At 64.3% G+C, this 19,523-nt stretch carries 18 protein-coding genes and 1 pseudogene; all 19 read left to right on the top strand.

Annotation, left to right across the window (positions count from 1 at the left end):
* The first annotated feature begins 8 nt into the window (after positions 1–8).
* The 19 genes and pseudogenes from O0J73_RS02880 to O0J73_RS02790 all read left to right on the top strand — a co-directional run bounded on the left by O0J73_RS02880 (position 9) and on the right by O0J73_RS02790 (position 18,859).
* Entirely contained in the window at positions 9–3,149 is a 3,141-nt protein-coding gene (locus O0J73_RS02880) for a CusA/CzcA family heavy metal efflux RND transporter (RefSeq protein ID WP_033880256.1), read from the top strand.
* Between the two features lie 177 nt (positions 3,150–3,326).
* Positions 3,327–3,992 (top strand): HupE/UreJ family protein, encoded by a 666-nt coding sequence (locus tag O0J73_RS02875; protein ID WP_049879081.1) that lies wholly within the window; start codon positions 3,327–3,329, stop codon positions 3,990–3,992.
* A gap of 21 nt (positions 3,993–4,013) precedes the next feature.
* Positions 4,014–4,646: a hypothetical protein gene (locus tag O0J73_RS02870; protein ID WP_023114184.1), complete on the top strand. Its 633-nt coding sequence runs from the start codon at positions 4,014–4,016 to the stop codon at positions 4,644–4,646.
* A gap of 127 nt (positions 4,647–4,773) precedes the next feature.
* Positions 4,774–5,037, top strand: coding sequence for a hypothetical protein (locus O0J73_RS02865; RefSeq protein ID WP_023114185.1), 264 nt, complete (start codon positions 4,774–4,776; stop codon positions 5,035–5,037).
* A gap of 74 nt (positions 5,038–5,111) precedes the next feature.
* On the top strand, positions 5,112–6,056 hold the full coding sequence (locus O0J73_RS02860; protein WP_023114186.1) for a LysR substrate-binding domain-containing protein: 945 nt from the start codon (positions 5,112–5,114) through the stop codon (positions 6,054–6,056).
* On the top strand, positions 6,053–6,331 hold the full coding sequence (locus tag O0J73_RS02855) for a lipoprotein (RefSeq protein WP_031636913.1): 279 nt from the start codon (positions 6,053–6,055) through the stop codon (positions 6,329–6,331). The genes O0J73_RS02860 and O0J73_RS02855 overlap by 4 nt, the downstream gene beginning before the upstream one ends.
* Before the next feature lie 236 nt (positions 6,332–6,567).
* On the top strand, positions 6,568–8,568 hold the full coding sequence (locus O0J73_RS02850) for a conjugal transfer protein TraG (protein WP_308307961.1): 2,001 nt from the start codon (positions 6,568–6,570) through the stop codon (positions 8,566–8,568).
* On the top strand, positions 8,565–9,029 hold the full coding sequence (locus tag O0J73_RS02845) for a ribbon-helix-helix protein, CopG family (protein ID WP_003111089.1): 465 nt from the start codon (positions 8,565–8,567) through the stop codon (positions 9,027–9,029). The genes O0J73_RS02850 and O0J73_RS02845 overlap by 4 nt, the downstream gene beginning before the upstream one ends.
* Complete coding sequence (gene trbB / locus O0J73_RS02840) at positions 9,026–10,078, top strand: P-type conjugative transfer ATPase TrbB (protein WP_031636909.1); 1,053 nt, start codon at positions 9,026–9,028, stop codon at positions 10,076–10,078. Before O0J73_RS02845 ends, trbB begins: the two co-directional genes overlap by 4 nt.
* Positions 10,075–10,458: a TrbC/VirB2 family protein gene (locus O0J73_RS02835; RefSeq protein ID WP_031636907.1), complete on the top strand. Its 384-nt coding sequence runs from the start codon at positions 10,075–10,077 to the stop codon at positions 10,456–10,458. The genes trbB and O0J73_RS02835 overlap by 4 nt, the downstream gene beginning before the upstream one ends.
* Entirely contained in the window at positions 10,455–10,727 is a 273-nt protein-coding gene (locus O0J73_RS02830; protein WP_003103993.1) for a VirB3 family type IV secretion system protein, read from the top strand. The genes O0J73_RS02835 and O0J73_RS02830 overlap by 4 nt, the downstream gene beginning before the upstream one ends.
* A gap of 15 nt (positions 10,728–10,742) precedes the next feature.
* Positions 10,743–13,194 (top strand): annotated as a pseudogene (gene trbE, locus O0J73_RS02825) (conjugal transfer protein TrbE).
* Positions 13,191–13,916: a P-type conjugative transfer protein TrbJ gene (gene trbJ, locus O0J73_RS02820; RefSeq protein WP_033967813.1), complete on the top strand. Its 726-nt coding sequence runs from the start codon at positions 13,191–13,193 to the stop codon at positions 13,914–13,916. The pseudogene trbE and the gene trbJ overlap by 4 nt, the downstream one beginning before the upstream one ends.
* 12 nt (positions 13,917–13,928) lie before the next feature.
* Positions 13,929–14,249, top strand: a complete 321-nt coding sequence (locus tag O0J73_RS02815; protein ID WP_023114198.1) for a hypothetical protein — start codon at positions 13,929–13,931, stop codon at positions 14,247–14,249.
* The gene (gene trbL / locus O0J73_RS02810) at positions 14,246–15,631 is read left to right on the top strand and encodes a P-type conjugative transfer protein TrbL (RefSeq protein ID WP_023114199.1); all 1,386 of its coding nucleotides are present in this window, start codon (positions 14,246–14,248) and stop codon (positions 15,629–15,631) included. The genes O0J73_RS02815 and trbL overlap by 4 nt, the downstream gene beginning before the upstream one ends.
* A gap of 12 nt (positions 15,632–15,643) precedes the next feature.
* On the top strand, positions 15,644–16,348 hold the full coding sequence (gene trbF / locus O0J73_RS02805) for a conjugal transfer protein TrbF (RefSeq protein WP_023114200.1): 705 nt from the start codon (positions 15,644–15,646) through the stop codon (positions 16,346–16,348).
* The gene (trbG, locus tag O0J73_RS02800; RefSeq protein WP_033967817.1) at positions 16,345–17,340 is read left to right on the top strand and encodes a P-type conjugative transfer protein TrbG; all 996 of its coding nucleotides are present in this window, start codon (positions 16,345–16,347) and stop codon (positions 17,338–17,340) included. Before trbF ends, trbG begins: the two co-directional genes overlap by 4 nt.
* Before the next feature lie 2 nt (positions 17,341–17,342).
* Complete coding sequence (locus O0J73_RS02795; protein ID WP_031636881.1) at positions 17,343–18,617, top strand: TrbI/VirB10 family protein; 1,275 nt, start codon at positions 17,343–17,345, stop codon at positions 18,615–18,617.
* A complete protein-coding gene (locus tag O0J73_RS02790) occupies positions 18,614–18,859 on the top strand; it encodes a DUF2274 domain-containing protein (protein ID WP_031636880.1) in 246 nt (81 codons plus the stop codon). The genes O0J73_RS02795 and O0J73_RS02790 overlap by 4 nt, the downstream gene beginning before the upstream one ends.
* Positions 18,860–19,523: the final 664 nt, after the last annotated feature.

Genomic DNA, 19,523 nt, shown 5'->3' with positions numbered 1-19,523 from the left:
GCGCGGATATGCTCGAACGTATCATTCGCGCGTCCATCGCGCATCGCTGGCTCGTGCTTCTATTGGTGCTGGCCCTGTCCGGGCTGGGCATCTGGAACTACAGCCGCTTACCGATCGACGCGATACCGGACATTACCAACGTCCAGGTACAGATCAATACTGAGGCGCCGGGCTACTCGCCAATGGAGGCTGAGCAGCGCGTCACTTTTCCGGTTGAGACGGCGCTAGCTGGCCTCGCCCGGTTGGAATACACCCGCTCGATTTCCCGCTACGGCCTGTCGCAAGTCACTGCGGTCTTTGAGGACGGTACTGATATTTACTTTGCCCGCCAGCAGGTCGCCGAACGCTTGCAGCAGGCATCTTCGCAACTTCCGGCGGGCCTGAATCCTTCTCTCGGGCCGGTGGCAACCGGCCTGGGCGAGATATTCATGTATACCTTGGAACCCGAAAAGGGCTACGAGGAAATATGGACACCGACGGCGCTGCGCACATTGCAAGACTGGTCGGTGCGTCCGCAGCTCCGCAATCTGAAAGGCGTCACCGAGGTCAACACCATCGGCGGTTACGTGCGTCAGTTCCACATCACACCCGATCCGGTCAAGCTACTGGCCTACGAGTTGACGATGAACGACGTGCTGAACGCCGTTGCGCGGAACAACGCCAACGTCGGTGCCGGCTACATCGAACGTCACGGCGAGCAGTACCTGATCCGCATCCCCGGACAGGTAGGCGACATCGAGCGACTGCGGAAGATTGTCGTGGCAACGCGCGATGGGCTGCCACTCCGAATGTCCGACGTGGCGGAAGTTCTGGAAGGTAGCGAACTGCGAACCGGCGCGGCCACAAAAGACGGCAAGGAGGTCGTGCTGGGAACAGCATTCATGCTGATTGGCGAGAACAGCCGAGCGGTTGCACAGCGCACGGTAGAAAAGCTCGCTGAAATCGACGCGACACTTCCCGAGGGAGTCCGAGCGCACGCGGTTTATGACCGCACTCAACTCGTTGATCGCACCATCGCAACCGTGCAGAAGAATCTTCTGGAAGGCGCGTTGCTGGTGATTGCCGTGCTGTTCATGTTGCTAGGCAACCTGCGCGCAGCCCTGATAACCGCAGCGGTCATTCCGCTCGCCATGCTGCTGACGATCACCGGCATGGTGCAAAACCGAATCTCGGCCAACCTGATGAGCTTGGGCGCACTGGATTTCGGCCTGATTGTCGATGGCGCGGTCATCATCGTGGAGAACTGCTTACGCAGGTTCAGCGAACGACAGCACCAGCTCGGTCGGCTGTTGACCCGCGATGAGCGTTTCTCGCTGGTTTCGAGCGCCAGTGCAGAGGTCATCAAGCCTGCCCTGTTCGGATTGTTCATCATCACGGCGGTTTACCTTCCAATATTCGCGCTATCGGGTGTGGAAGGAAAGATGTTCCATCCGATGGCTCTTACCGTCGTGATCGCATTGACTGGTGCGATGGTGTTGTCCCTGACTTTCGTGCCCGCTGCGGTCGCGTTGTTTGTCACCGGCAAGGTTTCCGAGAAGGAAACCAAGGTGATGCGGGGCATCAGCCGCTTCTATGCGCCACTTCTCCAGAAGGCAATCAGGCTGAGAGTCGCCGTCGTCGCGGCGGCAGCGGTGTTGGTAGTGCTGTCTGGTTTGCTTGCAACGCGCCTTGGCACCGAGTTCATCCCTAATCTGGATGAAGGCGACATCGCCTTGCACGCGATGCGGATTCCCGGAACGAGTCTGACCCAGGCGATTGGCATGCAGCGCCAGTTGGAAGCGCGGATCAAGGAGTTTCCAGAGGTTGAGGAAGTCTTTGCCAAGATCGGTACTGCCGAGGTTGCGACTGATCCCATGCCGCCTTCGGTAGCTGACACTTTCATCATGCTCAAGGATCGCAGCGAATGGCCCGATCCGCGCAAACCGAGAGCCGTATTGCTTGCCGAGCTGGAAAAGGCGGTGAACACCATTCCCGGCAACAACTACGAGTTCACTCAGCCCGTGCAGATGCGCATGAATGAGTTGATCGCGGGTGTTCGAGCCGAGGTGGCGATCAAGGTGTATGGCGATGACATGGAGCAACTGGCCCAACTAGGCTCCAAGCTTGAAGCCGTGGCCGAGAGTATCGAGGGATCTGCTGACGTGGCGCTCGAACAGATTACGGGCCTGCCGCTGATGACGATCACGCCGAACGTGGATGCACTGTCTCGATACGGTCTGGCGATCGCTGACATACAGCAGACGGTGGCAATCGCTCTTGGTGGTGCCGTCGCTGGTCAGGTGTTTGAGGGCGATCGCCGCTTCGATATTGTGGTTCGGTTGCCCGAAGCGCAGCGCCAAGACCCTAAAGCACTGGCGACACTACCCATTCCCGTCCCGAGCGGCACTGCTGCCGCACCGGGCCAAGCCGGTTACGTACCGCTTGGCCAGCTTGCGTCAATCGAAGTGGCACCCGGCCCCAATCAGATCAGCCGCGAGAACGGTAAACGCCGGATCGTCATTACCAGCAATGTGCGCGGACGCGATTTAGGGTCGTTCGTGGAAGAACTGCGTGAGCGCGTAAGCCGCGAAATCACACTGCCAGAGGGCTATTGGGTCAATTACGGAGGCACGTTCGAGCAACTCATTTCGGCGAGCCAACGGCTGTCCGTCGTCGTGCCGGCTGTACTGGTTCTGATCTTCGGCCTTCTGTTCATGGCCTTCGGCTCGGGCCGGGACGCCACAGTCGTCTTTAGCGGCGTGCCATTGGCACTGACAGGCGGCGTTGCCGCATTGTGGCTACGCGATATTCCGCTTTCGATTTCGGCAGGGGTTGGATTCATCGCCCTATCCGGTGTGGCGGTGCTCAACGGCCTGGTGATGGTGAGCTTCATTCGCAAGCTGCACCACGAAGGCACGCCGATTCACGATGCCATCGTGAACGGCGCGATGACGCGGCTACGCCCGGTACTGATGACTGCGCTGGTTGCAAGCCTTGGTTTCGTCCCGATGGCCGTCAACGTCGGAACGGGTGCGGAAGTGCAACGACCCCTTGCAACCGTCGTCATTGGCGGCATTGTTTCCTCGACGCTGTTGACGTTACTGGTGCTGCCGGCCCTGTATCGCCTCATCCATCGGCGCACCGATAGCCAGGACACCGCGCCGGCGTAAGCAAGACGCCAATTTCAACGGTTCGCATGGCGCGGCGAACGAGAAAGACGCTTGCCGCACCCGAACCACATGGATTCTTAGGTGAGTAATTGAGGTATGAAATTCATGCGTGAAAGATCACTTGAAGTAATGCCGGATCGCCATCGACCGACCTGGCAACGGACTTCCCTGTTTCTTATGGCGACGACTATCCTGCTGTTCGCGTGCGCGAATCAGGCACTCGCCCATGCCGTTGCCGAGGGCGATAAGGGCTACATCCAGGAAATATCCGGCGTCAACCTCATCCCTTTTATGTATCTAGGGGCGAAACATATGGCGACGGGATACGACCATATCCTGTTCCTGCTTGGCGTAATCTTCTTCCTGTACCGGATGAAGCATATCGCCCTGTATGTGACGCTATTTGCCATCGGCCACTCAACCACGATGCTGCTTGGCGTGTATTTCAACGTCGGGATAAACAGCTACATCATCGACGCGATCATCGGTCTTTCGGTGGTTTACAAGGCGCTCGACAACATCGGCGCATTTCAGCGTTGGCTCGGCTTCCAGCCCAACACGAAAGTCGCAACAGTCGTATTCGGACTCTTTCACGGATTCGGCCTGTCAACCAAGATCATCGAATACAACATCTCGCCCGATGGCCTGATTCCAAATCTTTTGGCATTCAATGTCGGCGTTGAAATCGGGCAGTTGATCGCGCTCGGCACTATTCTGATCGCAATGAGCTACTGGCGCCGAACAGCTAGTTTCTGGCGCCATGCGTACACCGCCAACGTAGCGATGATGTGTGCCGGTTTCATCCTGATCGGCTATCAGCTCACCGGCTATTTCGTTTCCTGAATCAAACACGGAGAAAATTCCATGTACAACGTATCCAAGCCAACCCTCGACGACCTTCCATCGTCGAAACAACTGCTGCGCTCGACGCTCATTGCACTCGTCGCCGCCATCGCAATTTTGGTCGGCATCGTCCTTCCCTCCGAGTACGCGATCGACCCAACAGGGATTGGTCGCGTCCTCGGCCTGACGGAAATGGGGGAGATCAAGACGCAATTGGCCGAAGAAGCCGCTGCGGATGCCGCGAAGGATGCAGCCATGCCCGCTGCCGCGACGACAGGGAATGCAGGCACCGCCGCGCCTGCACAAGCACAGAACGCCGCGCAGGCGGAGAACGGCGCCGCCTGGCGCGATGAAATGCGCGTCGCACTCAAGCCCGGCCAAGGGGCGGAGGTGAAGTTGAGTATGAAGGCCGGCGAGCAGGTCGAGTTCAGTTGGGTTGCCGAAGGGGGCGTTGTGAACTTCGATACCCACGGCGATGGTGGCGGCCAGTCCATCAGTTATGAAAAGGGTCGCGCGGTGCCCGCTAGCAATGGCGTGATCCAGGCTGCCTTTAGTGGAAATCACGGTTGGTTCTGGCGGAACCGTGGCGACGCTGACGTGACGGTGATTGTTCGCACTCGCGGTCAATACATGGAAATGAAGCGCGTCTTGTGATTGGCAAATTGGTTACGGGCACATGCCCATGCACTCCGGCTCCCCCCCCATGCCAATTGCATGGCAGGAAGCCGAAGTTTCCCGCCCTGCCACATAGGCCGGGCCTCATCCCAGGAGATATTGAAAAATGAACATTCGTCCGGTTTTGATTGCAGCTCTAGCCAGCGCCTCGCTCGCTTCGCCATTCGTGATGGCCCATACCGGCGGGCATGACGACGATGCGAAGGCGATACCGAAGACATGCGAGCAATTGGCAGATACGAAGCGGTATATCAGTGACGTGGCTTATCCCGAAGTAAAGAAGCTGAAAGAGCAATGCGACGCCGCGAAGAAGAAGCCAAACGCGGCGCAATCTTCTGCGGAACGCCGCCCGTCCAACGGCGGCAACTGATTGTTTAGGGCGTAGCCGCGACTCACAGGTCGCGGCTACCGCCTGCGATGCGCACTCGTGGGAGCTATTCGTCTATGGAGTTGAGACATCTAAAATACTTTCTCGCCGTGGCGGAGGAGCTTCACTTCGCTAGAGCTTCGGAGAAGCTGCACATTGAACAATCTCCACTTTCTCGCGCCATTAAGGAGCTAGAGGAGGAGCTAGGTGTTGTACTGTTTGCCCGTACCACACGCAGCACTCGCCTAACACGTGCAGGTAAGTTGTTTCTGGAGCATGTCCGCCGGGTATTTGCTGTTCTGCAACAAGCGCGCGACAGCGTAAAAGCAGCGGCCAATGGATTTCACGGTCAGTTGCGGGTGGCCTTATCGGACGGCATTACACCGTCGCGCCTTCCGGCGGTGCTCGCTTTGTGCCGACAGGAAGAACCTGAAGTCGAGATTCGCTTCTCCGAAGTGCCGTTGTCGCAACAAATCAAGGGGCTACACGACGATCTTTATGACGTAGGATTCGCGCAATCAGACGAAGTGGGCGAAGGCATCGTCGCTATACCCGTCTGGAGCGATGCGCTCATGGTGGCTGTACCTGCTCGACATCCTCTGCTGGTGCATAAGCGCATTCCGTTGGAGGAACTGCTCCGCTACCCTCTGGTTCTGTGCGATCCACAGGTTTGCGAAAGCCACGCGAAACACGTTGATCGGGTACTGCGCCGTGCGGACATGGAACCCCTGATCGCGGAGCGCGTGGCCTCCTGCGATTTGATGATGGCGCTTGTATCGGCCGGCTTCGCGCTTGGGCTTACGGGTGCAGCACACATTACAGCTAGCAGACAACCGGGCGTGGTGGCCCGCCCCTTGGCATCACGTGTCCCACCCCTGACAACCTATCTGCTGCACCCTATAGGCGAACCATCGGAGGTTCTGGCTCGATTCATTGAGCGCGTACAGGCCATCGAATCTCTGGAATCTCCCAGGCCCATGCTGGGCCGCAATCTTGATCCCCCGGAGGAACCTGCGCCATGACGAAGATCATCCATTTCTTGCTGGTGCCGGTGTTGACCGCCTGCGGCCAATCCGAAACGCCTCAGAAGGCCAACACATCGGAAGCGAATATCCCAACGGTGGAGGAACTGGCAGCCAATCCCGAACGGTTGAAGGAACTACGCCAACAGTGCAAGACGGATCGGCCCAAGCGGGGTGACGTGCTCTGCAATCGGGTGGCCGGGGCCACGCGCAAACGGTTCTATGGCGACGGCGAAACGCCCTACACGCCGCCGAAGGAATCGCCCAAGTTCTGATCGTTGGCAGTTCGCCGCATCGGCTTCAATTTTCTGTTCGACACGCCGCAATGCGCTATCGCTTGCGGCGTTTTTCTTTGATTCGACGCCGCGCGAATTCTGTCTTTTTGCTCGACCTTTCTGCTCGAAACGGTCTTTGACCGGCACTGACCTGGCACCGATCCTGACGCTAGCGGCACGTCCTTGTGCCGCGCTTTCCATGAGGAAGAAGCGCAGGGGAAATCGGAGGCCAGGTAATGCAAGGGACGAACGTGCTGTTCGGTCAGATCGCCGTGGTATTCGGCATCGTGATCGCCGGCGTGTGGGGCGCCACACAATGGACAGCAGCCGCCCTTGGTTATCAGCTACGCCTTGGCTCGCCCTGGTTCGATCTTCTTGGCACACCGATCTACCACCCGTGGAAGCTGTTTGAGTGGTGGTTCTTCTTCGATGCCTACGCGCCGCGCGTGTTCGATACCGGCGGCGCCATCGCGGGTGGCAGCGGCCTGCTGGCGGTGGTGGTCGCCATCGGCATGTCGATCTGGCGCTCACGGCAATCGCGCCTGGTCACGACCTACGGCTCGGCGCGCTGGGCGAACGCGGATGACATTCGCAAGGCGGGTCTGACGCAGCCGGCCGGCGTATTCCTCGGCCAGCACGACCGCCAGTACCTGCGGCATGAAGGCCCGGAACACGTCCTGACCTTCGCTCCCACACGCTCGGGCAAAGGTGTCGGCCTGGTGGTGCCGACGCTGCTTTCCTGGCCTGCGTCCGCCGTCATCCACGACATCAAAGGCGAGAACTGGCAGATCACTGCCGGTTGGCGCTCGCGCTTCTCGCATTGCCTGCTGTTCAACCCCACCGATGCGAAGTCAGCGGCCTACAACCCGCTGCTGGAGGTACGACACGGCGCGCATGAGGTGCGCGACGTGCAGAACATCGCGGACATTCTGGTTGATCCCGAAGGTGCGCTGGAGAAGCGCAATCACTGGGAAAAGACTTCGCACGCGCTGCTGGTCGGGGCCATCCTGCATGTGCTCTACGCGGGCGAAGACAAGACGCTGCGCGGCGTCGCCAACTTCCTCTCCGACCCGGCCAGCCCCTTCGAGTTGACGCTGCACCGGATGATGACCACGCCGCACCTCGGCGATGGGCCTCATCCGGTGGTGGCCTCGGCTGCGCGCGAAGTGCTCAACAAATCGGACAACGAGCGTTCCGGCGTGTTGAGCACCGCCATGTCGTTCCTCGGCCTGTACCGCGATCCCACGGTGGCCCAAGTCACGTCGCGGTGCGATTGGCGCATCGCCGACCTGATCGCGGCCGAGCATCCGGTATCGCTGTATCTGGTGGTGCCGCCTTCGGACATATCGCGGACGAAGCCGCTCATTCGCCTGATCCTCAACCAGATCGGGCGGCGCCTCACCGAGTCGCTCGATGGCTCCGATGGCATCGAGCGCCGCCACAAGCTGCTGCTGATGCTCGATGAGTTCCCTGCGCTGGGGCGCCTGGACTTCTTCGAGACGGCGCTGGCCTTCATGGCGGGCTATGGCATCCGCAGCTTCCTCATCGCGCAGTCGCTCAACCAGATCGACAAGGCGTATGGGCAAAACCACTCCATCCTCGACAACTGCCATGTGCGCGTGACGTTCGCCACGAACGACGAGCGCACCGCCAAACGGATCTCCGAGACGCTGGGCACCGCCACCGAGCTGCGCGCGCAGCGCAACTACGCGGGCCACCGGCTCGCGCCGTGGCTGGGCCACCTCATGGTGTCGCGCCAGGAAACCGCGCGTCCGCTGCTGACGCCGGGCGAAGTCATGCAGCTTCCGCCTGATGAGGCCGTGGTAATGGTGTCCAGCGTGGCGCCCATCAAGGCGAAGAAGCTGCGCTACTACGCGGACGCCAATTTCAAGCGCCGCGTGCTGCCGCCGCCCACGCTGGCGGACGGGCAGTACGCCGACGCGCCGCCGGCCCGCGCCGATGACTGGAGCGGGCTGGCAATTCCTGCGGTGCCGGCACCTCTCGTCGCGGAGACCGTTGGCGACCTTGGCAGCGCCGATGACGGCGGCCCGCGCCGTCAGCCCGAACTCTCCGAAACCGTCGCCTACGACCCCGAGCTGGCCGCTCCCGCGGCCGACCTTGGGCTGCTCGATGACGACGACGACCTGCCGCTTCCCCTTCCTCGCCAGCTCGATCCAGCCATGCAGCGCACGGCCCGGCTGGCTTCCCTCGACCCCAACGACGGAATCGAGCTATGAGCCACTACCGCCTCAACCTGTTCATCCAGCCGGAGCACGCCAAGCGGCTCGATGAGCTGGCCGCCAAGAAAGGCGTGTCCAAGTCGTCCATCGTCGCGGCGGCGCTCGCATCGTGGCTTTCGCCCGATGCTGCCGACCAGCGCGAGGCGGCCATTGCCAAGCGGCTTGATCGCCTGTCGCGCCAAGCCGAGCGCATGGAGCGCGACCAGAACATCGCCATCGAAACGCTGGCGCTGTTCATCCGCTACTACCTGACCGTGAGCACGCCAGTTCCCGAGGCGCACCAAGACGCGGCACGCGCGCAGGGCAAAGCGCGCTTCGAGCAGTTCACCGAGCAGCTTGGCCGCCACCTGCTGCGGGGCCGCAGCCTGGTGCGCGACGTGGTGGAGGAACTGCATCCCGACCCGATGCGGATGGAAGACGCGGCGGCAGCCGCGCAAGCGCAGGAGCGTGCGTCATGAGCGCCATTCCGCAGTCCATGAGTGCCACGTCGCTCGACCGCCGCATCCAGATGCTGCGCACGGCGATGGGGCCACTAATCGCCGCTGCGCTCGAAGACCCGGACGTGGTGGAGGTGATGCTGAATCCCGATCGCACCCTTTGGGTGGATCGGCTTTCCAGTGGGCGTGCGCCGATGGGCGTGGAACTGCCCGAGGCGGATGGCGAGCGAATCATCCGCCTGGTCGCGGCCCACGTCGGCGCGGAAGTCCATCGCGGCCAGCCGCTGCTGTCCGCCGAGTTGCCCGAGACGGGCGAACGCTTCGAGGGCATCTTGCCGCCGGCAGCGCCAGGGCCGGCCTTCGCGCTGCGCAAGCGCGCCATCGGTGTGATTCCGCTGGAGCGGTACGTCATCGACGGGATGATGACCAGCGCGCAGGCGGGCTTTCTCGTTCGTGCCGTGCGCGAGCGGCAGAACGTGTTGATTGCCGGCGCCACCAGCAGCGGCAAGACCACGCTCGCCAATGCTTTGCTCGCCGAAATCGCCGCCACCGGCGACCGCGTGCTGGTGCTCGAAGACACGGTGGAACTGCAATGCGCGGCCCGCGACCACGTTCCGCTGCGCACCCGCGCGGGCGTGGTGTCGATGACCGAACTGGTGCGCTCGTCCATGCGCTTGCGCCCTGATCGCGTCGTCGTCGGCGAGGTGCGCGGTGCCGAGGCGCTGGATCTCATCAAGGTGTGGGGCACGGGCCACCCCGGCGGCATCGCCACGATCCACGCCGGCTCCGCGCTCGGCGCGCTGCTGCGCCTGGAGCAACTGATTCTCGAAGTGGCGGTGAATCCGCCCCGTGCGCTGATCGCCGAGGCGGTCAACGTGGTGATCCACATCGCCGGACGCGGGCGCAAGCGCCGCATCGAGAGCATCGCCCGCGTCGTCGGCTTCGACGGCGTGGGCTACCAACTGGCGGACGCGCTGGAAACGCCGTTTCCCGAGCTGCCGCCACGTCCCGATGCCGCACCCGCTGCGGCGACATCCCCATCCCCTGACTCACTTGGAGAACTGCCATGACGCAGATGACCATTCCTGCTTTCCGTTTTTCTGCAAATCCGGCTTTGCGTCTTGCGCAGCTGCGCTGCCTGGCCCGCCCTGCGGGGCAAGGGCTGTTGCTGGCCGCGCTGCTGCTGTTCCTGGCCGGAACCGCGCAGGCCGCCGGTTCCTCGATGCCGTGGGAAGGCCCGCTGCAATCCATCCTCGAATCCATCCAGGGGCCGGTGGCGCGCATCGTCGCGGTCATCATCATCATCGCCACGGGCCTCGCGCTCGCGTTCGGTGACACGTCCGGCGGATTCCGCAAGCTGATCCAGATCGTGTTCGGTCTGTCCATCGCCTTCGCGGCGTCGAGCTTCTTCCTGTCGTTCTTCAGCTTCTCCGGCGGGGCCGTCGTATGAGTGCCCCGGACACCTTCGCGGACGGCTTCGAGGTGCCGCTGCATCGCTCGCTGACCGAGCCGATTCTGCTGGGCGGTGCGCCGCGCACCGTGGCGATCGCCAACGGCACGCTGGCCGCCGCTGTCGGCCTGGGCCTGCAACTGTGGATTCCCGGCGTGGTGCTCTGGATCGTCGGCCATTCGCTGGCGGTGTGGGGTGCGCGCGTCGATCCGCAGTTCATGCAGGTCTTCGCCCGGCACATCAAGCACCGCCCGCTGCTGGACGTGTGAGGGGAGGACGCCGCGATGCTGAACCTCGCCGAATACCGCCAGCGCCCGGCCTTGCTTGCCGACTGGCTGCCCTGGGCCGGGCTGGTCGCACCGGGCGTCGTCTTGAACAAGGACGGCAGTTTCCAGCGCACGGCCCGGTTTCGCGGGCCTGACCTCGACAGCGCGACGCAAGGCGAGCTAATCGCCACGTCGGCGCGGTTGAACAACGCGCTGCGTCGCATGGGATCGGGCTGGGCGCTGTTCATCGAGGCCGAGCGCCGCGCCGCCGCCGACTATCCGCGCTCGGAGTTTCCCGAGCCGCTTTCGTGGCTGGTGGAGGAAGAACGCCGGGCCGCCTTCGAGGAATCGGGCAATCACTTCGAGAGCGGCTATCACCTGACGCTGCTTTACCTGTCGCCGGAAGAATCCCGCGCCCGTGCAGCCACGATGCTCTACGAGAACACGCCGACGACCGGCGTGGACTGGCGCGGGCGGCTGCAAGCCTTCGTCGCGGAAACGGATCGCGTCTTTGACCTGCTCGACGGCGTGATGCCGGAGATCGCCTGGCTCGATGACAGCCAGACGCTGACCTACCTGCACGCGACCATCTCGACGCGGCGCTATCGCGTGGGCGTGCCCGAAGTGCCGTTCCACATCGACGCGCTGCTGACCGACTCGCCGCTGGTCGGTGGCCTGGCGCCCATGCTGGGCAACCAGCACCTGCGCGTGGTGTCGGTGCGAGGTTTCCCGACCTCGACCTGGCCGGGGATTCTGGATGACCTCAACCGCCTTGGCTTTGCGTACCGCTGGAGCACGCGCTTTCTCTGCCTCGACAAAGCCGAGGCGGAGAAAGAACTTTCCCGCCTGCGCCGCCAGTGGTTCGCCAAGCGCAAGAACGTCATCGCGCTGCTGCGCGAAGCGATCTTCCAGCAGGAAAGCCCGCTGGTCGATACCGACGCCAACAACAAGGCCGCCGATGCGGACGCTGCCTTGCAGGAGTTGGGCAGCGATCAAGTCGCCTTCGGCTACCTGACGGCGACCGTCACCGTCATGGACGAGGACGCCGCCGTGGCGGACGAGAAGCTGCGCATGGTGGAGCGCGTCATCCAGGGCCGGGGCTTCGTGACCATTCCCGAAGCGCTCAACGCCGTGGATGCGTGGCTGTCGTCCATTCCGGGCAACGCCTACGCCAACGTGCGCCAGCCCATCGTCTCGACACTGAATCTGGCCCACATGATGCCGGTGTCGGCGGTATGGGCGGGGCCGGAGAAGAACGACCACCTCGACGGCCCGCCGCTGATCGTCACGCGCACCGATGGCGCGACGCCGTTCCGGCTGGTGACGCACATCGGCGACGTGGGCCACACGCTGGTCGCAGGCCCGACCGGCATGGGCAAGTCGGTTCTGCTCGCCACGCTGGCGATGCAATTCCGCCGCTATCGCGGTTCGCGCATCTTCGCCTTCGACATGGGCCGCTCGATGCGGGCCACGATCCTGGGCCTGGGCGGCGAGCACTACGACCTGGGCACGGATGGCGAAATCGCCTTCCAGCCACTGGCACGCATCGACCGCGAGGGCTACCGCACCTGGGCCGCCGAATGGATCGAAGGCCGCTTGCTGCACGAAGGCGTGGCGGTCGGCCCCGACGAGAAGGCGGCTATCTGGTCGGCGCTGGGAAGTCTCGCCGGGGCGCCGGTGGAGCAGCGCACGATGACGGGGCTTTCCGTGCTGTTGCAATCGAACACGCTGCGGCAGGCGCTGTCGCCTTATGTGCTCGGCGGTGCCCACGGCAAGCTGCTGGACGCCGACCACGACCGGCTGGGCACGGCCGACGTGCAGTGCTTCGAGATGGAGGAGCTGATGCACAGCAAGGCCGCCGTCATGGCCGTGCTGCATTACCTCTTTGCGCGTTTTGATGAACGCTTCGACGGGGCGCCCACGCTGCTGATCCTCGACGAAGCATGGCTGTTCCTCGATGACCCGGTGTTTGCCGCGCGTATCCGCCAGTGGCTCAAGACACTGCGCAAGAAGAACGTCAGCGTCATATTCGCCACGCAGAGCCTTGCCGACATCAAGGATTCGAGCATCGCACCCGCGATCATCGAAAGCTGCGCGAGTCGGATTTTCTTGCCCAACCCGCAGGCGACCGAGCCGCAGATTCGCACGATCTACGAGGGCTTCGGCCTCAACAGGCGGCAGATCGAAATCGTCGCCACCGCGCAGCCCAAGCGCGACTACTACTACCAATCCCGCCTCGGCAACCGCCTGTTCGACCTCGACCTGGGGCCGGCGGCGCTGGCCTTCGCGGGCGCTTCCACGCCGCAAGACCAGCGCGACATTGACCGCGTGCTGCTGGACGCCGGCGTGCCCGGTTTCGCGGGTGCCTGGCTTCGCCACCGCGGCCTCGATTGGGCGGCCGACCTGCTGCCCTCGTTCCCCGGCCTCGCGCCGGGTGCTCGCTGACCAACCCCTGGAGAACCTGCCATGAAGAAGCGCCTTGTCGCGGCCGCCATCGCGGCCATGCTTTGCACCGCCACCGCCCATGCGCAATGGGTCGTGGTCGATCCCACCAACCTCGTGCAGAACACGCTGACCGCGATCCGCACGCTGGAGCAGATCAACAACCAGATCCAGCAGCTTCAGAACGAAGCGCAGATGCTGATGAACCAGGCGCGCAACCTCGCCAGCCTGCCGTCCAGCGTGGTCGGCCAGTTGCGCGCCAATTTGGCGACCACCGAGCGGCTGATCGACCAGGCCCGAGGATTGGCCTACGACGTGACGAATCTGGATCGGGAGTTCGCGCGCCTGTATCCCGAGCAGTACGCCGCCACCGTCAGCGGCGACCAGATGTACCGCGACGCGCAGGAGCGTTGGAGGAACACGCTCCACGGCTTGCAGACCACCATGCAGATGCAGGCCCAGGTGTCGCAGAACCTGGGCGAAGACGAAAGCGTGCTGGCCGACCTCGTGGGCAAGAGCCAGTCGGCGCAAGGCGCCTTGCAGGCGATGCAGGCCATGAACCAGTTGCTCGCCTTGCAGGCCAAGCAGTCGATCCAGTCGCAGCGGCTCCAGATCACGCAAGACCGGGCCGCCTCGCTGGAACTGGCGCGGCAGGCGGCTGCCACGGAGCGCGCCCGCGAGGTGCGGCGGCGCTTCCTGGGCGACGGCACGCCGTACACGCCGCAGCCCGTGAACTTCTACGGCAACTGACGGGAGGCCGCCATGCGATGCGTCCTCGTCCTGTGTGTCGCGCTGCTGGCCGCTTGCGGCGAGCAGCCGGCCGACCACCTTGCCGATGCCCTGGCCGCCGATCCCGTGCGGCTCAAGGCATTGCGCGCGCAATGCGCGGCCGACCGGCAGGCCACGGGCGAGGATGCTTGCCGTGCCGCCGCCGAAGCCTTCCGGCGGCGCTTCTTCTCCGGCCAGGCCGGGCCGGATGAGTACCAGACGCTGGCCGACCTGCCGCCGATCCCGCCGAGCTTCGAGGAGCCGGCCGATGGCATGGCGCCGGCCGATCCCGCCGAACCGGAGGACACGCCATGAATGACGTGACCATCATCGACCAGTTCCTCAACACCTTTGCCGCTTATATCGACTCGGGTTTCGGGCTGCTGCGGGGCGAAGTGGCGTTCCTCACGGCCACGCTAATCGTCATCGACATGACGATCGCCGGCCTGTATTGGGCCATGAGCCATGCCACCGGCCAGGGCGAGGACGTGATCGCCAAGCTGCTGCGCAAGGTGCTCTACGTCGGTGCCTTCGCTTACATCATCAACAACTTCAACTGGCTGGCCAGCATCGTGTTCCGCTCGTTTGCGGGATTGGGCATCACCGCCACCGGCTCGGCCATCACGATGGAGAACTTCTTGCAGCCGGGCCGGCTGGCGAAAACCGGCATCGACGCCGGGGCGCCGATTCTGGAGCAGATCGGCGAGATGGCGGGCTTTCCCGAAGTGTTCGTGAACCTCGACCCCATCGTGGTGATGTTCCTCGCGTGGCTGGTCGTGGTCCTGTGCTTCTTCGTGCTGGCGATCCAACTGTTCATCACGCTGATCGAGTTCAAGCTGACCACGCTCGCCGGATTCGTGCTGGTGCCATTCGCGCTCTGGAACAAGACCGCGTTCCTCGCCGAAAAGGTCTTAGGCAACGTGGTGGCCTCCGGCGTCAAGGTTCTGGTGCTGGCCGTGATCGTCGGGATCGGCTCGGGCTTGTTCGCTCAGTTCCAAGTCCATCCCGCCGAGCCGTCCATCGACCACGCGCTGGTCATCATGCTGGCCTCACTCACGCTGCTGGCGCTGGGGATCTTCGGCCCCGGCATTGCCACGGGCCTCGTGTCCGGTGCGCCGCAACTCGGCGCGGGCGCAATGGCCGGTGCTGCTGTCGGCGCTGCCGGCACGGCCGTCGCCATTGGCGCCGCTGCGACGGGCGTAGGCGGTGCCGTGGCCGCTGGCGCGCGCATGGCCCCGGCTGCCGCCAAGCTGGCCGGCGCTGGTGCGCGTGCCGCCACGTCGGCGGCTGGTAGTGCGAAATCGGCGTTCCAGGCCGGCTCCGCCGCCGCAGGTGGTGGTGCGAAAGGCGCAATGGCGGGCCTGGGCAACGTCGCCAAGACCGGCGCGCAGGCAGCCGGGCGAGGCGCTGCATCCCGCGCTTCCGCTGCCGGGCAACGCATGGCCGCTCCCTTCCGCGCTGGCTGGAATGGCGCTGCTGCCGATAGCGGCGCGGGCGCGGCATCCGGTCAGGGTGCCGCAGGCGAGGCCGCATCCGGCGCCGCTACGGCGCAGACACAGGAACAGCCCGCTTGGGCCAAGCGCCTGCATCGCCGCCAGCAACTCACCCATGCCGCGACCACCACCGCCCACGCGCTGCGCGGTGGCGATGGCGGCGGCTCCGGCCAAGGGCCAAGCCTGCGCGATTCCGATTCATAAGGAGAACTGACCATGCGATTCAAGAAACCGCAGGTGCGCTATGCCGACACGCCGCAGCCTGCCACGCCGTACCAAGCTGCCGGCCAGGTGTGGGACGACCGTATCGGCTCGCCGCGTGTGCAGGCGAAGAACTGGCGGCTGATGGCCTTCGGGTGCCTCACGCTCGCACTTCTGATGGCCGGCGGCCTGGTGTGGCGCTCGGCGCAGTCCATCGTGACGCCTTACGTGGTGGAGGTGGACAACGCGGGCCAGGTGCGCGCCGTGGGCGAAGCCGCCACGCCGTACCGGCCCAACGATGCGCAGACCGCGCACCACATCGCGCGCTTCGTGACGCTGGTGCGCTCGCTGTCCATCGACCCCATTGTCGTCCGCCAGAACTGGCTGGACGCCTACGACTACACGACCGACAAGGGCGCGGCCGTGCTCAACGACTACGCACGGGTCAACGACCCGTTCGCGCGCATCGGCAAGGAGTCGGTGACGGTGCAGATTGCCAGCGTGACCCGTGCCAGCGACACGTCTTTCAACGTGCGCTGGACGGAGCGGCGCTACGTCAACGGCGCCGCCGCAGGCACTGAACGCTGGAACGCCGTGATTTCCATCGTGCAGCAGACGCCACGCACCGAGGAACGCCTGCGCAAGAACCCTCTCGGCATTTACGTCAATGGCCTGTCGTGGAGCCGCGAACTGGATTCTTCCGAAGGAGTAAAACCATGAACCTGTCTTTCCGCTTTTTCGCTTTGCCGTTGATGCTCGCTGCCCTTGCGGGCTGCGCCACGCAGGGCAAGCCACCGCCGACCATCTCGCTCGATGAGCAGCCGGTGCAGGCCCAGCCGCTACCCGAGCCACCCGCGCCGGTGGAGGTGGTGGCCGTGCCCGAGGTGCTGCCGATGCCGGCGCAGTTGAAGCCATTGCCCGAAGCCGAGGACGCCAAGCCCACGCCGGAGCCAGCCGACGAGAAGGTGCGCGTCTCACGGGCCAATGCCGAGGCGCGCGTCGCACCCACGCGCGAGGGATACGTCAACGCGATTCAGGTGTGGCCGTTCACCGATGGCGCGCTCTACCAAGTCTATGCAGCCGTAGGCCGCGTGACCGTGATTTCGCTCCAGCCGAGCGAGGAGCTGGTGACGGTGGCCGCTGGTGATACCGTGCGCTGGATCGTGGGCGATACGTCGAGCGGCAGCGGTGCTGACCTGCGCGTCAATGTGCTGGTCAAGCCGATCCGCTCGGGCCTCAAGACCAATCTCGTCATCACCACCAACCGCAGGACGTACCTGCTGGAGTTGGCTTCGACGGAAAAGACGTGGATGGCGTCGGCTTCTTGGGAGTATCCGCGTGACCGGATGCTGGCCTTGCAGCGCCAAGCGCAGGCGGCCAGCGCCGCCGCGCCGGTGGACTCCGGCTTGTCGCTGGAGAACCTGCGCTTTCGCTACGCGGTCAGCGGCAGCACCCCGCCGTGGAAGCCGCTGCGCGCGTTCGACGACGGCGCGAAGGTCTATATCCAGTTCCCGCCCGGTATCGCGCAAGGCGAGTTGCCGCCGCTGTTCGTGATCGGGCCGGAAGGCGACGGGCAACTGGTCAACTACCGCTTCCGCTCGCCGTACTACATCGTGGATCGGCTGTTCGGCGCCGCCGAACTGCGCCTGGGCGGGGACAAGGGTGACGTGGTGCGAATTGAGCGCACGGACGGCGTTGCGCGGAGGAACTGACCATGAGCCAGGACGACACCCCCGACCTCGCCACGCCACAGGCGGGCAAGGTCGCGCCGGAGGCGGTGGCGCTGCGCGCCCAGCCGCGCCCAGTCACTCGCCTGAATCGGCGCACGCTGGCCATCCTCGTCGGCGGCCTGTCCGTCGCCGTGCTCGGGGCCACGATCTGGTCGCTGCAACCGCAGCGGCGCGGCGCGGGCGAGCAGACCGAGCTTTACAACGTCGATCGTGTCTCGAAGTCCGAAGGGTTGGACGGCCTGCCGGCGGACTACTCGAAGCTGACGCCGAAAGTGCCCGAGCTGGGGCGGCCGCTACCGGGCGACCTCGGCCCGGCCATCGTGAACTCGCAGCAGCCGGCCGTGGCCGCTTACGCGGCCCCTGGCCACGATCCCAACGACGCCTTGCGCAAGGAGGCGGAAGCCGCTGCGGCTTCGTCGGTGTTCTTCCGCTCGGGCGGCCAAGGGCAGGCGGCCGCCACGATAGCGCAGGCGGCGCCGGGTGCGCCCGGCGGTGCAAGCGCACTCGCGGCCTTCGACCCGCTCGCTGCCGGGCCGGCCTCGACGGCGGCCCAGCCCGCCGACCCGACTGCCGTGCAGAACCGGCAAGACCAGAAAGAGGCGTTCCTGAAAGCCGGCTCTACGGAAACCCGCAATTCCGGCAATCTGGCGCTGCCGGCGTCGCCCTATCAGGTGATGGCCGGAACCGTGATCGCCGGGGCGCTGGTGACAGGCATCAAGTCCGATCTTCCGGGCGATGTGATCGCCACCGTCACAGAGCCGGTCTATGACACGGCCACGGGCAAGTTCCTGCTGATCCCGCAGGGGTCGCGCATCCTGGGCAAGTACAACAGCCAGGTCAGCTATGGGCAGAGCCGCGTGCAGGTGGTGTGGAACCGGGTCATCCTGCCGGATACCTCATCGCTGACGCTCGACAACCTTGTGGGCACCGATCCAGCGGGCTACGCCGGCCTGGAGGACGACGTGGACTGGCATTGGAAGCGCATCGTCTCGGGCGCGGTGCTGACGACGCTGCTGGGCGTGGGCGCCGAACTGGCCGCGCCGGAGAACCGCCAGGACGGCAACCGCATCGTCATCGCCGGGCGTGATAGCGCCCAGGACAGCATCAATCAAGTCGGACAGGAGATCACCCGGCGCAACATGAACATCCAGCCGACGCTGACCACGCGGCCCGGCCTGCCGGTGCGGATCATCGTCAACCGGGATCTGGTGCTGCGGCCGTACCAGCCCCTGTTCTTTAACCGGGGAGCTTCGCAATGACCACGACCAAGAAGCTGCGGCTCGGGCCTCTGCCCAAGACCGAGAGTGTCAAGCTGACCTTCGCCTGCCCGGCAAGCCTGAAAGCCGACCTCGACCGCTACGCCTCGCTGCACGCGCAGGCGTATGGCGAGGTGGTCGATGCAGAGAAATTGATCCCGCACATGCTGGAGGCGTTCATGGCGGGGGATCGGGGATTCAGGAAGGGCACGGCGACCCGGAGCGCGCCATCGAAGCCGACATGATGGCGTCACATACCAACGGCATCCATCGAACGCGCAGCCACCGGCTGCGCGTTCTTCATTCTGGATGCCGCCAAGCCTCTTGGGCTATGATGACGCGACAGGCCCGCCGTTCCTCGGCAATCCAGCACGACACGGTGCGATGCGGCTTTCTCTCCCGACGCTCTTATGTGGCTCCTAGCCGACGAAGCCGCGGTTCTGCAAAGCGGCCCCGAAAAGAGCTAACCTACTGTCCCATATACGGTTTCAAGCCCTGCGTGATTTGCGCGAAAGACTTGACACCGGCACTTTTTTGTTGGCAGGGCTGGTACGCGTCATCGCATGCGCGCTGTCGCTCCCACGCTTCGCTGCGCGAACCGTGGGCCCCACTTACCAGCTCCCACACCCCCGCCGCTTCGCGGCCGCCCCCTGACTCAGGGGGCTCTGCCCCAGATCGTTTCCTGCGGCTGTTGGTGGATGTCGACCTGGGTCGACACATCCATCAGATATCGATAGTCAAACTTTGATCAGATCTACCGTGTCGACCAAGGTCGACACCCACCAAAGCAGAACGCCGTTCCGACAGATCGCGGGAATCTGTCGAAGGCGGGGTGGGTCCGGTTGCGGGGCGTGAGCCGCATGGATGCGGCGACCGAGCTTACATGGACGTACTTGCAGCGCCCCCGCA

Source organism: Stenotrophomonas sp. Sm6012 (assembly GCF_030985895.1).
GTDB lineage: Bacteria > Pseudomonadota > Gammaproteobacteria > Xanthomonadales > Xanthomonadaceae > Stenotrophomonas > Stenotrophomonas forensis.
Note: the sequence above shows the minus strand (reverse complement) of the source record. Positions and strands in the feature narration are given on the sequence as shown.

Bases quoted from the DNA above. Each gene is read 5' to 3' on its own strand.
- O0J73_RS02880 (WP_033880256.1), top strand. From the start codon at position 9: ATGCTCGAACGTATCATTCGCGCGTCCATCGCGCATCGCTGGCTCGTG.
- O0J73_RS02875 (WP_049879081.1), top strand. From the start codon at position 3,327: ATGGCGACGACTATCCTGCTGTTCGCGTGCGCGAATCAGGCACTCGCC.
- O0J73_RS02870 (WP_023114184.1), top strand. From the start codon at position 4,014: ATGTACAACGTATCCAAGCCAACCCTCGACGACCTTCCATCGTCGAAA.
- O0J73_RS02865 (WP_023114185.1), top strand. From the start codon at position 4,774: ATGAACATTCGTCCGGTTTTGATTGCAGCTCTAGCCAGCGCCTCGCTC.
- O0J73_RS02860 (WP_023114186.1), top strand. From the start codon at position 5,112: ATGGAGTTGAGACATCTAAAATACTTTCTCGCCGTGGCGGAGGAGCTT.
- O0J73_RS02855 (WP_031636913.1), top strand. From the start codon at position 6,053: ATGACGAAGATCATCCATTTCTTGCTGGTGCCGGTGTTGACCGCCTGC.
- O0J73_RS02850 (WP_308307961.1), top strand. From the start codon at position 6,568: ATGCAAGGGACGAACGTGCTGTTCGGTCAGATCGCCGTGGTATTCGGC.
- O0J73_RS02845 (WP_003111089.1), top strand. From the start codon at position 8,565: ATGAGCCACTACCGCCTCAACCTGTTCATCCAGCCGGAGCACGCCAAG.
- trbB (WP_031636909.1), top strand. From the start codon at position 9,026: ATGAGCGCCATTCCGCAGTCCATGAGTGCCACGTCGCTCGACCGCCGC.
- O0J73_RS02835 (WP_031636907.1), top strand. From the start codon at position 10,075: ATGACGCAGATGACCATTCCTGCTTTCCGTTTTTCTGCAAATCCGGCT.
- O0J73_RS02830 (WP_003103993.1), top strand. From the start codon at position 10,455: ATGAGTGCCCCGGACACCTTCGCGGACGGCTTCGAGGTGCCGCTGCAT.
- trbJ (WP_033967813.1), top strand. From the start codon at position 13,191: ATGAAGAAGCGCCTTGTCGCGGCCGCCATCGCGGCCATGCTTTGCACC.
- O0J73_RS02815 (WP_023114198.1), top strand. From the start codon at position 13,929: ATGCGATGCGTCCTCGTCCTGTGTGTCGCGCTGCTGGCCGCTTGCGGC.
- trbL (WP_023114199.1), top strand. From the start codon at position 14,246: ATGAATGACGTGACCATCATCGACCAGTTCCTCAACACCTTTGCCGCT.
- trbF (WP_023114200.1), top strand. From the start codon at position 15,644: ATGCGATTCAAGAAACCGCAGGTGCGCTATGCCGACACGCCGCAGCCT.
- trbG (WP_033967817.1), top strand. From the start codon at position 16,345: ATGAACCTGTCTTTCCGCTTTTTCGCTTTGCCGTTGATGCTCGCTGCC.
- O0J73_RS02795 (WP_031636881.1), top strand. From the start codon at position 17,343: ATGAGCCAGGACGACACCCCCGACCTCGCCACGCCACAGGCGGGCAAG.
- O0J73_RS02790 (WP_031636880.1), top strand. From the start codon at position 18,614: ATGACCACGACCAAGAAGCTGCGGCTCGGGCCTCTGCCCAAGACCGAG.